Raw genomic sequence first — 14,635 nt, 5'->3', positions numbered from 1 at the left:
AAGAACATCGAACGTCCCATTTCGCCCTACTCAATGATTCATTCGACGTATTCGTAGGTTCGCTCGTCCATCTCGCCGCGCCCCGTGAAGACGAACTCGTCTTCGGGGTCCGTGAAGTCGTCCAGTTCGACGCGCTTATCGTGGTTGTGGCGGTCGTGAACCTGCTCGTACTCCTCAAAGGAGAGGTTGTAGCGGTCCCGAATCTGCTCGTCGATGTTGAAGTCGCCGATCTCTTCCTCCCAGCCATCCTGCACGGTTTCGGCGTGGATTTCGGCCTGTGCGCCGCTGCCGTAGGACCCGACGAGAAGTTGCTTTCCGGTCACGTCGAGGTCGTTTTCGCTGGCGTACTGGAGCGCCGAGGCACGGGCGATGTGGACCGACCCGGTGTACCAGTTACCGACTTCGCGGGAGATGGCGAGCGTCGGATCGATGGTTTCGCCGTACCATTCCCGGTACTGGGCGGTCGATTTGAGCTGGTCCATGTACGCGAGGATGGCCTCCTCGTAGGATTCGCGGTCGTCGTACTCCTCCTCGCGGGGTTGGCGTCCGATTTCCTCGGCTAGCTCGTCCTCGACTTCGGTGCCCCGAATCATGTGACGGTAGCCGAGTAGACCCGCCTTTCGCACCATGCCAGGGAACGGCGTGTGGAACGGGATGTACTCGAAGTCCTCGGGGTGGGTGTCGCCCGCGACGCTCTCGAAGTCCTCGAGGGCTTCGCGCATCCGGGCGAGATAAACCTGCATCGAACGTTTGCCGTCCACACTCGGGAACTGCTGGTTTGGCTTCAGGAAGTCGGTTTCGTCGGCACTACCGTACCCCTGTTCCGTGGAGAGTTCGACGAGGCTCGGGTCCTCGCTGATGAGCATGGCGACCGCGCCTGCTCCCTGCGTCGCTTCGCCGGGGTCACCACGCGCATAGAGTGCCGTGTCGGTGGCGACGACGAGCGCTGAGCGTCCGCGATTCCGTCCCGCCTTGATCCAGTTGTAGGCGTCGTCCAAGCTCTGTGTTCCGGCGATACAGGCGAACTTTCGCTCGCCCTTGTTCGCGTGGTGGAAATCCCCGTCGTACACCTGTTCGAGACAACCCGCGATGTATGTCGATACCGGCTTGGAGTTGTCGAACGCGCTCTCAGTCGCCACGTCGATGCGACCGATGTCGTCGGGCGTCAGACCCTTTCGGTCCATGAGGCGATAGGCCGCGTTCGCACCCATCGTCACGATGTCCTCGTGCGCATCCGGGAACGAACTGGCGTACAGTCCCAGTCCTTTCGTGTACTTCTCCGGGTCTTCGTCCTTCTCGGGAGCGAAGGTCTCCGGTAGGTCGAGTTTCAGCTTCCCAGTCCATATTTCGATGGCGTCGATACCGACGGCTGTCATTCTTGCCACCACCTTGTCTAACACGGTATAAGTGTTTGTCGATGGAAGTATCGACGGTCGTCGAAATCAATCGGGTGTGACCGTAACCGTGGCCGAACCGGTCGTTCCGTCGCTGAGTTCGTACCAGACGGTTACATCGATCCGTCTTCCGGACATATCCACCTGTTCCTCATTTTGTTTTTGGAACTGGAAGAGGTGGAACGTCGCGGAGCCGCGTCCCGACAGGATCGGTTCGGTATCGTACGCACCGTACCACCCGTCTTGGTCGATGTCGATAGTCGCCGGAAGGTCGACGCCGCCACCGATATCGACTAACCCGTTTTTCTCGTCGGCATCGACGTACAGTTCGCTCCGCCATTTCCCAACGTTCGTCGTCGGGTCGCTCAGTCGTTTGAGCTTTCGTTGGGCATCGATTCCGACGTCAGTGATGGTAATCGACTGCGTCGCTTTTCCAGCAACAGTGAACCGAATTCCGGCGGCACGTCCGTCGCCGTCGACATCCACCGCGGTACCGTCTCGCTGATAGACGATGATATCTTCGGTCGGTGGTTCCTCTCCATCGTTTTCACCACCGTTTCCATTCGCTCGAACTGCAGTCACGTCGAATGCGAGCGTTTCCTTTCGTTCCCGGTCAAACGTCCCATCCGTCGCTGGGATACTTTCGATACTGCCCCGAACTTCGATACCGTCGCCATTCTCCGAAACGGATTCGAGGTGGTACGTCACTGTCGCCCTTCCATCGGTACCAGTGGTCGCCCGCACGGTTTGGCCGGTCGTCGTTTCGTTGCCCAGTTCGTGTGTCGTCCCCCGACTCGCGTCGGCGAGCGTGAAATTCACGCTCGCCCCGGACACGGGGTTGTTGTATCGGTCCCTGACCTCGGCGACGAGTCGCTGACGACCGCCTTCGACGATGCCGGTATCGTTGCCGGAGACGCCCGTCACGTAATGCGGTTTTTCACTCACGACGTTCGACCCGATGCCGACTTTCGCCATCCTGAGGTCGTACGTAATAGCCTCACCGTTGGCGTCCGTTTCGAGCAATGTTAGGGTGAGGATGCCACTCTCGACGCTGACATCCGTTACGTACCCATCCGGTGCCATCTGGTCGGTCAGCAGTTGCTTCCATTTTTCCTCGCCGAGACGAATCGGCACGCGAATCGTCACGTTACCGCTTCCGTTCGCATGCACGGGCACGGTCCGGGTCACCGTGGTCGAAGGACTGAGCGCATACGGGTCGATGCTCGTCGTTCCCGCTCGAGAGTCGGACAGCGACCCATCGAGGGTAACGAGCGTGAGGCTCCGTCCTCGTACCAGCTGCTGACCTGCCAGCACCGCGTCCCCTTCGTCGGCGCGATTGTATACGACCGTGTTTTCCATCACGGTGTCCGGTGCATTTCCGTACTGGTTGTAATTCGGCGAGTAGACCAGTGCGCGCGTCGCAAACGAGAGATCCGTCCGACCGCTATCCCAGTAATCCGATGTCTCGGGCGAACGTGTCGTTACGTTTTCGACCCTGATAGAACCCAATTCGGTGGTTTCCAGTCTTCCCGATGCAGGGGGTGGATTGATGAAAAACACACGACTCGGATACTGTGTTCCCAGCGTTACCGAAGCTGGTTGGCTGCTGCCTGTCGCGCCCGTCCGAACGACGGCGTTGCGCACGTCATTCATCTGACCCTGTATTCGCTCGTTGTGACGAAACTCGATTCCGGCGGTCTGGTTCGGAATCGCAGTCGCTTGATACAGCGACATGGCGACGACAAGCGTGGCAAACAACAGAATCGTCCCGACCTGCACGGTTACCCCGCGCTCGTCCGCCCCGAATGTCATGGGTGGGACAGATACGGCAAAAGGATAAAAAACCTGTTACTCGGTCACCCGTCGTCTTCCTCGACCACTTCTGGGTCGCTCATCGCGCTCTGGAGGCTGTCGAGGCCATTTACCCACTCCGTCACCAATCCGTAATCCATCTCTTCTGTCACGGACATGTCTAATTCATCGCCGGAGATGATGCGCGTACCGGCGGCGGACACGAGTCCAAGTGCCGAATCCAAATCCTCCGCAGCCTCGGCTTTCTGCGCTTCGAGGATGTACTCCTGTACTTCCGCGTCCTCCGCGGGGCCGTGAGCCACGTACTCCTCGGAACCATAAAAGACACAGAGGAGACTGGTCTGGACACCGTCGATGAGCATCGCTTTTTCTTCGTCCTCGAACTCGACTTCCGCGAGTACCGTTTCGCGAATGTCAGTGAGTTCGGAGAGTGCCGTCTCCTCGTCGATCTCGTCGTCATCGTAAGCGGTGACGATTTTGGCGACGGCGATAGCGACGTCGTCCTGAAGGTTGAGGAGTAAACGCGCCGAATCCTCGTTCTCCGGGTCGATGTCCTCGTCCTTGATTCTGTCCAACCAGTTCTGCCAGCGTTCTTCGGAGTAGAACTCCTCTGGAGGAGCGCTCATATCTCTCTCCTGCGTAGCACGATAAATAGGCCTTTCCTTCGGCCGGCGTCTACCGAGACAGCGTTTCGACCGTATTCACGCCGTAAACCATCTCTGGCGTGGTAATGTGGGCCGTTCGAATCCCTTCGTCGTGCCCTTGCTCCTGCATCCAACTGACTCTGCGCGGAACCGTTTTCGGTCCCATCACGGCACCGGGCCGATTGGGGTCGTCCACGAAGTCCGTTTCCATCAAAAACGGCTCCCCACGCTCGATAGCGACTTCCAAGCGTTCTTTTTCGCTCATCACGCTCGGCGTCACTCCCGCTAACTTCCCACCTGCATAATGTTTCACGACGCGCTCGGGCGCGAGCCCGGCCGACTCGGCCCATTCGGCGACGTCGGTGAGGTCGTCGGTTCCTTCGGTGTGTAACTGCACCGCACATCCCGTTTCGGCCCCCAACTCCAGTGCACGTCGGAGAACCGCGTTCGAGGCGTCCCACACGTCGTCGCTCACGTCGTAATGTGGTCGTCCGGATTTCAGTGCGATGGCCGAGCCTTCCGCGGCGTATTCGCTCGCGACTTCGAGGCCCGCTTGCATCAGGTCGCGCGCATCCGCGGGCGCGTACCCCCGATCGTCAACCAGCTTCGAAACGAGACCAGGATGAACGCCGAGGACGGGCCATGCCCGTCCTGGAAGTACTTCGTTCGCGCGGGCGACGACGTCAATCGTCGTCTCGAACACCTCACGAAAATCGCCGCCCGACTCGGCTTCGACGCCGAGCAACCACGAGGGTTTGTTGACGACGAATAGATGTGTCCCACCGCTTCGGACGAAGTCTTTGACCGCTTCGATACCTCGTCCGTGGTCGGGGTCCAGATGCAAGTGATTGTCGAGGACGGGTGTGCCGAGGTCGTTCATACGTGTCGGTCGCACCCCGAGGGAAAAAACGCCTACTTTTCTTCGATGACGAACGCATCGTGCGCGGCGTTTTGAAGCGCGTCCGAGCGCCCGTACTCGCCGGGTGCGATAGCGACCGTTCGAATTCCGTTGCGAGCCGCCTTCTCCAACACCGGTTTGAAATCCGTATCCCGTGAGGCGATGGCGAGTGCATCCACTCGCTCGTCGAGTGCGAGTTCCGTCGCGTCGATGGCGAGTTTGACGTCCACATCTCCGCTCGTTATTACGACTTCGAACCCGCGCGCTTCTGCCGCCTGAATCAATCCCGGTGTGGCGTGCTCGTCGAGATAAAGTCGGGAGACGACGAGTTGGCCGAGGTTTCTCCCTGCCGTTCGAACGTCGTCCAAATCGACATCGAACTGATCGCGAAGAACGTTCGGACCATCGACGAAGAGTGCGACCGTTTGACTGTCGTCGTCACCCTTTCCGCCAAGCACCGACCGCAAGCCGCCAGTCATGTGCTGTGATAGACGACACCGAGACATAGCCGTGGCGATTCTGCTTCTCGCCTCCTTCCTCTCTCGTTCAGCTTTGTTGAAATATTGTATATAATTCAGACAGTTGTTAAACCGAACGAATAATTGGTGCTTATGAATTTCTGTTTTATTTATTTGTACTCTAGTACAGATTTCATGCGTACGAATGAATAAAATTTAAATAGAGGAGAGAGGTTTGTTAGCGTGCTGTATGGCAGACGACAACACATCGCGATTTGACAGGCGGACATTCCTGAAAACGACCGGCGCTATCGGCGCGTCTGCAGCTCTTGGTGGAGTTACTGCAGCGACGCCCGGCCGTGAACCAGGACCAAAGAAGGACGAAGTGCTGGTCGGTATCTCTGCCGGAGAAGGGGACATCGAACAGAAGGTTGCCAAGTACACCACGGGCAACGCCGAAATCGTTCACAAAAACGAGAAGCTTCGATACGTCGCAGTGAAAGTTCCCGGTAACGAGACCGCCCGCGAGAACTTTATCAATGCGATCAAAAAGCGAGACGGTATCAAGTACGCCGAGAAAAACGAGACCCTTTCGACGCAACTGACGCCGAACGACCCACAGTTCGGCGACCAGTACGCGCCACAACAGGTCGAATCCGACAGCGCATGGGACGTCGCTGGAACTGATTCTTCCGACGTGACTATCGCCGTCGTCGACACAGGTGCACAGTACGATCACCCTGACCTCGCCGCGAACTACAAATCCAATCCCGGCTACGACTTCGCTGACAGCGACTCCGACCCGTATCCGGATGATCCTGCAAACGAGCAGCACGCGACGCACGTATCCGGCTGTGCCGCGGCCGTCATCGACAACGGTACCGGCGTCGCCGGACAGGGTAATTCGTCGCTGATCAACGGCCGCGCGCTCGATGAGAGCGGAAGCGGTTCCACGGCCGACATCGCGGACGCAGTTGAATGGGCAACGGACCAAGGCGCGGACATCATCAACATGTCGCTCGGTGGCGGTGGGTACACGAGCACGATGAAAAACGCCGTTTCCTACGCAGACAGCAACGGAGTGCTTGTCATCTGTGCGGCAGGCAACGACGGTAGTAGTAGTGTCTCGTACCCAGCGGCTTACAGCGAATGTATGGCTATCTCCGCTGTGGACAGCAACGAGAATCTCGCGTCGTTCTCCCAGTATGGAGACGTTGACCTCGCCGCACCAGGCGTGGACGTCCTCTCGACGATTCCGACCGACAGCTACGCAAAATTTAGTGGTACCTCGATGGCGACGCCCGTTACGTCCGGTGTCGCTGGTCTAACGCTCTCTAACTGGTCGAGCCTAACGAACAACGAGCTACGGACTCACTTGAAGGACACAGCAAAAGATATCGGCCTCTCGTCGGACAAACAGGGTGCCGGTCAAGTCAACGCCTACAATGCAGTCACCACCGAACCCGGTAGCGGCGGTGGCGGCGGGGACTCCTTCACCGAGACGGTTAGCGGTTCGCTATCGGGCTCTTCCGACTACGACGACTACTCGTGGAACTGGGAGTACAGCAGCCCGAGTCAGATCAAACTCGAACTGTCCGGCCCGTCCGGTGCTGACTTCGACCTCTACGTCAACGAGGGGACGACGACGGTCGCCAGTCCGAGCAACTACGATTACGCTTCGACCAGCACGAACAGTCAGGAGACCATCACCATCGACAATCCCGACACTTCGACGGCGCTGCAGATCGACGTGGACTCATACAGTGGATCGGGTAGCTACGACCTGACCATCACGGAGTACCAGTAAACCCCCGATCGTTCGATCGGTCCCCCATTCTTTCGTTTCGACGTTCGCGGAGTGACGACGATTCTTCAGACTCGGCTCAGTCGAAGAACCGTTCGATCGGTCGGCTTGTCGCCGCGGATTCCTCCCCGGAGCGGCTTTAATCTTTAATTACGTGCCACCCCAACCGCCAGCTATGGCTGCATCATCGGGAATCGAGGCTGGTCTTATCGATTTGCTCGCGGTGTTCATCATCGCGGGCGGCGTCGGCGTCTTCGTCGCAAAAGTCGGGCGGTTTCCGTACACTATCGCTTTACTCCTCGCCGGGCTTGGCGTCTCGATCCTCGGCATCAACATCGATATCACGCTCTCACACGACCTCATCTTGCTCGTGCTCCTCCCACCGCTCCTGTTCGAAGGGGCGGCGACGACGGATTTGGAACGGTTCCGCGAGAACATCGTTCCCGTGTTGGCACTCGCGGTTCCGGGGTTGATCGTCTCGGTTCTACTCCTGGGATGGGTCGGGAGCTACGCCTTCGGGTATCCGCTCTTGCTCTCCCTGCTGTTTGCCGCGATGGTGCTTCCGACTGACCCGGTTTCGGTGCTCGCGCTGTTCGAGGAACTCGGCGCACCGGAACGACTGGCGGTGCTCGTTGAGGGCGAGAGTCTGCTCAACGATGGCGTCGGCGTCGTCGTCTTCTCGACGCTGTTTTTGTTGGTACAAGATTCGGTTGAGAACAACACCGAACTCTCGGAACTCATCTCGCCGAGCGTCATCGCCGACGCGGGCATCGAGATCGTCGTCTCCAGCCTCGGGGGCTTGCTCGTCGGCCTCGCCGCGGGATATCTCATCTACCGCATCATGGTCAACCTGGACGAGCATATGACCGAAATCGTGCTCACGCTCATCCTCGCGTACGGCAGTTTCCTGCTCGCCGAACACTACCTCCACGTCAGCGGCGTTATCGCCACCGTCGCCGCAGGTCTGTTCATCGGGAATCGGGGTGCGGAGTACGCGATGAGCCCACAGACGAAAATCTCCATCTTCAACACGTGGGAAACCGCGGCCTTCCTCGTCAACACGCTCATTTTCGTGCTCATCGGCGCGAAAACACCCATCGCGCAGATGCTCGACAACTGGCAGATAATCGGTATCGCCATCGTGCTGACGTTGGCGGTTCGCGCGATCGTCGTCTATCCGATCACGGGGCTCGTCAACAGATACAGCAGTCGGACGGTGCCGTTTTCGTATCAACACGTGATGATCTGGGGTGGACTGCACGCCTCGATTCCGATCGCGCTCGTGCTCGGCCTCCCGCCCGATTTCCCCCGCGACACGCAACTGCGCGCGATGGTGTTCGGTGTCGCCGCGTTCAGCCTCGTCGTGCAGGGACTGACGATGGGGCGACTCCTCGACAGACTCGGAGTCGTCACCCGGAGCGAGGTCGAAGAACTGTACGAACTTCTTCTCGGACGCGCGCGAGCGGTGGACTCCGCACTCAATGCCGCTGAACGGTTGCACAACAAAGGCGAACTCCCCGCCGACGTGTACGAGGACTTCCGCGGCGAGTACGAACAGGAAAAGGACGATTTGAACGCCACGATATCTCGGCTGCTCAGTGATAATCCCGACTTGCGTCGGGAGGAACTGCTCGTCGGGGAGCGTCGCGTCCTGAAAGAGGAGAAAAGCGCCATCATGGACGCGATGCGTTCCGGCGTCGTCAGCGACGATGTCGGCGAACGACTGTTGGAAGAAGTAGACCTCAAACTCGACCGCGTCGATGGTGGCGAGAGCACGGTTCGGCAGAATCCCGAAAAAGAAGGTTACAAAGAGTTTTGGCGCGCACGCGTGGACGAATACGGCCTTTCTCTCAGCAACGACTAAACCGAACGGGCTTCCCTTCGAGAAGCAAACCGAACGTTGAAATACCGAAACGGAACCAGTTCGCATCGGCCGACAACGGAATACAACAGTCGGCCTGAACACCCATGACCTGCCGAAACTGTGGACACACCGATTCGTTCGTTTTGCTTCTCGACATCGCCGCTCACGTCACGGGCGACATCGAACCCCTCGACTGGTCGTTCGGCGTTCAATGCCCATCGTGTGAGAGCACGGACGTCGTGATCGAAGCGACCGACCTGCTCGCGCGCGGTCAGGGTTCGACGACGGAGTCGTAGAGACCGTCACTCACGGGTGTCGAGGCACCCGTCCACGTTACGAACGTCGCATCGACGGCCGTCGAAACTCGCGCTAACCTAGATTCCAATATGCCAACGGTAACCGGGCTGAGGCAGTCGATGAGCAGTGCGTGTCGTAACAGCCACACGCTGTCGGGCGCGTGTTCGGTGAGCAACTGCTCGGTTCCTTCTATGGCGTTCGCGAATCGGGCTGTGCAGAAGCGCCTCCCAGTTTGTCCATCCGTCGTCGGTACGGTGACGTGCAGTGGTACTTGCCAATGGTCGCCTCCGAACGCCGCGGCGACACCTGTATCGAAGGTTGCAACGTCATCCATCGCTTCACGGGGTGGTGTTCGGCCGCGAACGAGGATCCGCTCGCTACCACCTGCATGCAACCGTTCTACGAACTCCTCCGTCGAAATAGTCATTTGTGACTATTGTGCCGAAATAGCTACAAATCCATAACAGTACCGATACCAATGGAGGAGTAGATGTCTTCCGAACAAATTCTCGGGACGACGACCGTAACCCAGCGATGGCGTATTAGCCTTATCAAGGCCGTTCGTGAGGAGTTCGAAGATGCGGGTGTAGAAGTCGAGGAAGGGGACCGACTCGTTTTCAAGAAGCGCGACGGTCAGATCGTCATCGAACCGGCATAGTCTGTTCGAACTCGAGAACCGGCACGGTGCGGCAGAGAAACCAAAACATTACTTTCCTCGCTCCGACGGTTCGGGTATGCCCCTTCGAAAACCGCCGTTGCGCGATCGACACGATGAGCGGGGCGCGACGTTTACCGAGTTCGGCGGGTGGGACATGCCTGTCGAGTTCGATTCGATAAAAGAAGAGCACCAGAGCGTTCGCGATTCCGTCGGCATCTTCGACGTCTCCCATATGGGCGAGATAGAAGTTAGCGGCCCGGATGCCGAACAGCTCATGCAGCAACTGACGACGAACGACGTGACACAATTGTCGCCGGGAGACTCCCAGTACGCGATGATTACCGACGAGCAGGGCCACATCATCGACGATACGGTCCTCTACCGACTTCCCGAAGACGACGAGTCCGACTATCTGTTCATCCCGAACGCGGGCCACGACGAACAGATGCACGACCGGTGGAAGCGATTCCGAAACGAGTGGGACCTCGACGCGGAAATTCGGAACGCTACGGACGATTACGCGATGTACGCCGTCCAAGGACCGGATGCCCCGGAGGCGGTGGACGAGGTAACGGACGAGTCCGTCATCGACCTCTCGAAGTTCGAGGCGACGTACGCGACTGTCGCAGGTGTACGGTGTTGGGTCGCGCGGACCGGTTATACGGGAGAAGACGGCTTCGAACTCATCTGCCCGTGGGACGAGGCAGAAACCGTCTGGGACGCGTTCGACTGCCAGCCGTGTGGCCTGGGGTCACGAGACACGCTTCGTACCGAGATGGGATTCCTGCTCTCCGGACAGGATTTCGATCACGAAAACGACCCGCGAAATCCGTACGAGGCCAAAGTAGGTTTCACGGTGAAACTCGATACGGAGTTCGTGGGACGCGATGCACTCGAACGAGCGAAAGAAGAGGGCGTCGAAGAGACGTTCGTCGGCTTCCGACTCATCGACCGAGGCGTTCCCCGCCACGGCTACGATATCACCAACACCGACGACGCAATCATCGGAACGGTCACGAGCGGAACGATGAGCCCGACACTGAACGAGCCCATCGGGTTGGGGTATATCCCGGTGGAGTACGCGGACCCCGGAACCGTCATCCGAGTGATGGTTCGTGGACAGTCGAAAAAAGCAAAGATTGAGAGCACACCCTTCCTGAAAGATAAACAATGAGCTTCGAAGTACCTGAGAACCGTAACTACCTTGAATCGCACGAGTGGGTCGAAGTAACCGACGGAACCGCCAAAATCGGCATCACCGACTTCGCACAGGACGAACTGGGCGACGTGGTGTTCGTCGAACTCCCGAACGAAGGCGACGAACTCACACAAGGCGACGAGTTCGGCGTCGTGGAGAGCATCAAGGCGGTGTCAGATCTCTACTCACCCGTTTCCGGCACCGTCACGGCAACCAACGACGACTTGGAAAACACCCCAGAACTGGTCAACGAAGACCCGTTCGGTGATGGCTGGATGCTCGAAGTCGACGTGGACGACGAGAGCGAATTCGACGATCTACTCTCCGCGGACGAGTACCGCGACCAGATCGAATAACGGCCGGTCTGGCACTTTTCACGGTTGTATTCGTCGCTCCGATCGACACCGTATCACCGACCTGGAAAGTGCCGCCGCTGTTCGGATGAAATCCGAAATAGTCTGCTTTCCCGTGCATACTTTTCCGCTTTCTTCCCCGTTTGTTTGGGAGTGTTGCCCACGAACGTGCAACGCGAGCGTCCGCTTTCCTCCCATATTAAAAGGGTGCACTCCCTAGCCGGAACCAATGACCGGAGGCAATGCGAGTACGGGGAGTCCGTACGCACCGCACACGGTCGAGGAGACGGCGGCGATGCTCGATGCGGTCGGAGTCGAGAACGCCGAAGACCTCTTCGACATACCCGACTCGGTTCGATTCGACGGCGAGTTCGGCATCGAAAAACACACGGAACAGGCGTCCCGGCGCAAGTTGGAGCGGACGCTCGGCGAAAATCGAAACCTGACGGAGTTCCTCGGGCGGGGACAGTACAGTCACTACGTTCCATCGCTCGTCGACCATATCGCTGATCGGTCGGAGTTTCTGACTTCGTACACGCAGTATCAACCCGAAGTTACACAGGGCTTCTTGCAAGCGCTATTCGAGTACCAGTCGATGCTGGTCGAACTGACGGGGTTGGAAATCGCCAACGCCTCGATGTACGACCACGCGACGGCATTGGCTGAGTCGGCCCTCCTCGCATCACGAGTTCGTCGGACGAGCGGCACCAAAGTGCTCGTCCCGGAGTATCTGCTCCCCGGCCGACGAAGCGTCCTCGAAAACTACACCGAGGGACCTGGACTCGTCGTCGAGGCGTTCGCCACCGACGACGGAAACGTGGATCTCGATTCCCTCGCAGAATCGATGGACGACGACGTCGTGATGGTGTACGCCGAAAACCCGACGACGCGCGGCACTATCGAGGAAAACCTCGCTACGATCGGCGACCTCGCACACGACCACGAGGCGTTGTTCTGTCTCGGCACCGACCCCGTTGCACTCGCATTGCTGCAGAGACCCATCGATGTCGGTGCTGACGTGGTCGTCGGTGACGCCGCTACGCTCGGCCTCCCCGCGAGCTACGGGATGGGACTCGGTCTGTTCGCGACGCGCGAGGAGTTCGTCCGGCAGGTCCCGGGCAGATTGGTCGGCGTGAGCGAAGACGAGGACGATAATCGTGCATTCACGCTTACGCTCCAGACGCGCGAACAGCACATCCGTCGGGAGCGTGCGACCTCGAACATCTGTACGAATCAGGCATGGGTCGCGCTCCGGACTGCGATACACATCGCGTACCTCGGCTCGTCGGGGCTCGTCGAGTTGGCCGAACGATGCGTCACGTTGGCCGACGACCTCGCAGAGCGACTCGATGATATCAGCGGCGTGCAGGCTCCGGTCCACGACCGCCACCACTTCCGTGAGTTCGTTGCTCACACTGATCAGCCGGCACCACCCATCGTCTCGGACCTCGAAGAACGCGGCTTCGCGGTGCACGAAGTCGGCGAACACGAGGTACAGGTCTGTGTAACCGACGTGAACGAACACGCCGTCGGCGAGTTCGTCACGCTGTTTCAGGAGGTGGCTCGATGAGATACACGCAGGCAAAGTGGGAACGCGAATCGGACGATCTGTACGAGCCGCTCCTGTCCGAAAAGGACGGTAACGCCGTCGAGGTGGAGTCGTCGCTCCCGGACGAGCTGACCCGCGACAGCCTCGAACTGCCCGACCTCTCGGAACCCGAACTCGCTCGACACTACACGCGGCTCAGTCAGATGAACTACGGCATCGACAGCGGCCCCTATCCGCTCGGTTCCTGTACGATGAAGTACAACCCGAAGTTCACCGAGGACGTGGCCGCGCTCCCGGGCGCGAGCGTTCACCCCGACCGCTCCGAAGGGAGCGTGCAGGGCACCCTCGAACTCATGCACGGCTTGCAGGATTACCTCGCAAGAATCGGCGGCATGGACGCCGTCAGTCTCCAACCGCCCGCAGGTGCGGCCGGTGAGTTCACGGGAATCCTCGTCGCCAAAGCGTTCCACGAAGCGAACGGCGAGGGCGACCAGCGAACCGAAATCATCGTTCCGGACAGCGCCCACGGAACCAACCCCGCTAGCGCCGCACTCGGGGGGTACGACGTGGTCGAACTGCCGAGCGCGGGGGACGGACGCGTCGATTTGGATGCACTTTCCGCTGCCGTCGGCGACAGCACCGCGCTGTTCATGCTCACCAACCCGAACACGCTCGGCCTGTTCGAGCGCGATATCGAGGAAATCGCCGACATCGTTCACGACGCAGGCGGTCTGCTCTACTACGACGGTGCGAACCTGAACGCCCTACTTGGCCGTGCCCGTCCCGGGGACATGGGATTCGATATCATGCACTACAACGTCCACAAGACGTTCGCCACGCCCCACGGCGGCGGTGGCCCCGGTGCAGGCCCGATCGGCGTCGATGAGCGACTCGCCGAGTTCCTGCCCGCACCACGGGTACGGAAAGTCGAAACCCGATACGAGCGGTTCGACCCTGCACGGACCATCGGGAAGGTCCACGGTTTCACGGGCAACTGGCTGGTGTTGGTCAAAACCTATGCCTACATCATGCGACTCGGCGACGAGGGACTCTCGGACGCCAGCGAGAAAGCCGTCCTCAACGCGAACTACCTCGCGTCACAGATCGAGTACGACGTTCCGTTCGACCCGTTCCACCACGAGTTCGTCGCGAGCGCGGGCGACCAGGACGCTGCGGACGTGGCGAAGCGAATGCTCGACTACGGCGTCCACCCACCGACGACGAAATGGCCCGAAATCGTTTCGGAGGCGTTGATGACCGAACCGACAGAAATCGAGAACCGCGAAACGCTCGACGAACTCGCACAGGCATTCAACGCGGTCGCAGCCGAGGACGACGAGACGTTAGCGTCGGCACCCGAAACGACCACCGCAAAGCGCATCGACCAAGCGAGCGCCGCACGTAATCTGCGGCTTTCGTGGCAGACGTTGGACGAATAGCCTCGAACTTTTTTCCATCGCGTCGATATCCCATCGAACGCGTCCCGTCCCGTTTGTAGGATCGGGTTGGAATATCACGGCGAACGAGTGTCGTTGGTACGGTGTATCGTTGGTACGGTGTAGTGTACAGGCTTCTCGTCGAAGGCATCACGTACCCGAAAGCTGTGCATTCGAGATGACCGTGACGACGAACCTCATGTCGTTGATGTTTCCGAAACGGTCCATCTCTCTTGTCAGCGGTCGTCGTTCTCAGTTCGGATACTCGAG

The 14,635-nt window shown here is 59.2% G+C and carries 14 protein-coding genes; 8 read left to right on the top strand and 6 right to left on the bottom strand.

Annotation, left to right across the window (positions count from 1 at the left end; translation table 11 throughout):
• Positions 1-38 precede the first annotated feature (38 nt).
• The 5 genes from hmgB to OOF89_RS02315 all read right to left on the bottom strand — a co-directional run bounded on the left by hmgB (position 39) and on the right by OOF89_RS02315 (position 5,227).
• Positions 39-1,376 (bottom strand): hydroxymethylglutaryl-CoA synthase, encoded by a 1,338-nt coding sequence (gene hmgB, locus OOF89_RS02335; RefSeq protein ID WP_266078072.1) that lies wholly within the window; start codon positions 1,374-1,376, stop codon positions 39-41.
• A gap of 66 nt (positions 1,377-1,442) precedes the next feature.
• A complete protein-coding gene (locus OOF89_RS02330) occupies positions 1,443-3,206 on the bottom strand; it encodes a hypothetical protein (protein WP_266078070.1) in 1,764 nt (587 codons plus the stop codon).
• A gap of 44 nt (positions 3,207-3,250) precedes the next feature.
• Entirely contained in the window at positions 3,251-3,832 is a 582-nt protein-coding gene (locus tag OOF89_RS02325) for a DUF2150 family protein (protein WP_266078068.1), read from the bottom strand.
• Between the two features lie 49 nt (positions 3,833-3,881).
• Complete coding sequence (locus OOF89_RS02320) at positions 3,882-4,730, bottom strand: TatD family hydrolase (protein WP_266078066.1); 849 nt, start codon at positions 4,728-4,730, stop codon at positions 3,882-3,884.
• A 32-nt stretch (positions 4,731-4,762) separates the two neighbouring features.
• Positions 4,763-5,227: an NYN domain-containing protein gene (locus OOF89_RS02315; protein ID WP_266078064.1), complete on the bottom strand. Its 465-nt coding sequence runs from the start codon at positions 5,225-5,227 to the stop codon at positions 4,763-4,765.
• 229 nt (positions 5,228-5,456) lie between these two features.
• Between OOF89_RS02315 and OOF89_RS02310 the strand changes: the two genes are divergently transcribed.
• The 3 genes from OOF89_RS02310 (at position 5,457) to OOF89_RS02300 (ending at position 9,170) form a co-directional block, all read left to right on the top strand.
• Positions 5,457-7,013, top strand: coding sequence for a S8 family serine peptidase (locus OOF89_RS02310; protein WP_266078062.1), 1,557 nt, complete (start codon positions 5,457-5,459; stop codon positions 7,011-7,013).
• A 172-nt stretch (positions 7,014-7,185) separates the two neighbouring features.
• Entirely contained in the window at positions 7,186-8,874 is a 1,689-nt protein-coding gene (locus OOF89_RS02305) for a Na+/H+ antiporter (RefSeq protein ID WP_266078060.1), read from the top strand.
• Positions 8,875-8,978: 104 nt separating this feature from the next.
• Complete coding sequence (locus tag OOF89_RS02300; RefSeq protein ID WP_266078058.1) at positions 8,979-9,170, top strand: hypothetical protein; 192 nt, start codon at positions 8,979-8,981, stop codon at positions 9,168-9,170.
• Here the strand turns inward: OOF89_RS02300 and OOF89_RS02295 are convergent.
• Complete coding sequence (locus tag OOF89_RS02295) at positions 9,146-9,598, bottom strand: hypothetical protein (RefSeq protein WP_266078056.1); 453 nt, start codon at positions 9,596-9,598, stop codon at positions 9,146-9,148. The genes OOF89_RS02300 and OOF89_RS02295 overlap by 25 nt on opposite strands.
• A 63-nt stretch (positions 9,599-9,661) precedes the next feature.
• On the opposite strand from OOF89_RS02295, the gene OOF89_RS02290 reads away from it, so the two are divergent.
• From OOF89_RS02290 to gcvPB, 5 genes are all read left to right on the top strand, one after another.
• Entirely contained in the window at positions 9,662-9,829 is a 168-nt protein-coding gene (locus OOF89_RS02290) for a hypothetical protein (RefSeq protein WP_266078054.1), read from the top strand.
• Between the two features lie 76 nt (positions 9,830-9,905).
• A complete protein-coding gene (gene gcvT / locus OOF89_RS02285) occupies positions 9,906-11,003 on the top strand; it encodes a glycine cleavage system aminomethyltransferase GcvT (RefSeq protein ID WP_266078053.1) in 1,098 nt (365 codons plus the stop codon).
• Positions 11,000-11,383: a glycine cleavage system protein GcvH gene (gene gcvH / locus OOF89_RS02280; protein ID WP_266078051.1), complete on the top strand. Its 384-nt coding sequence runs from the start codon at positions 11,000-11,002 to the stop codon at positions 11,381-11,383. The genes gcvT and gcvH overlap by 4 nt, the downstream gene beginning before the upstream one ends.
• Positions 11,384-11,609: 226 nt before the next feature.
• On the top strand, positions 11,610-12,950 hold the full coding sequence (gene gcvPA, locus OOF89_RS02275; RefSeq protein ID WP_266078049.1) for an aminomethyl-transferring glycine dehydrogenase subunit GcvPA: 1,341 nt from the start codon (positions 11,610-11,612) through the stop codon (positions 12,948-12,950).
• Positions 12,947-14,368 (top strand): aminomethyl-transferring glycine dehydrogenase subunit GcvPB, encoded by a 1,422-nt coding sequence (gene gcvPB / locus OOF89_RS02270; protein ID WP_266078047.1) that lies wholly within the window; start codon positions 12,947-12,949, stop codon positions 14,366-14,368. Before gcvPA ends, gcvPB begins: the two co-directional genes overlap by 4 nt.
• Positions 14,369-14,635: the final 267 nt, after the last annotated feature.

This window comes from Haladaptatus caseinilyticus (assembly GCF_026248685.1).
Classification (GTDB): Archaea; Halobacteriota; Halobacteria; order Halobacteriales; family Haladaptataceae; genus Haladaptatus; species Haladaptatus caseinilyticus.
The sequence above is the reverse complement of the archived record's forward strand: the minus strand, read 5'-3'. Positions and strand labels throughout refer to the sequence as shown.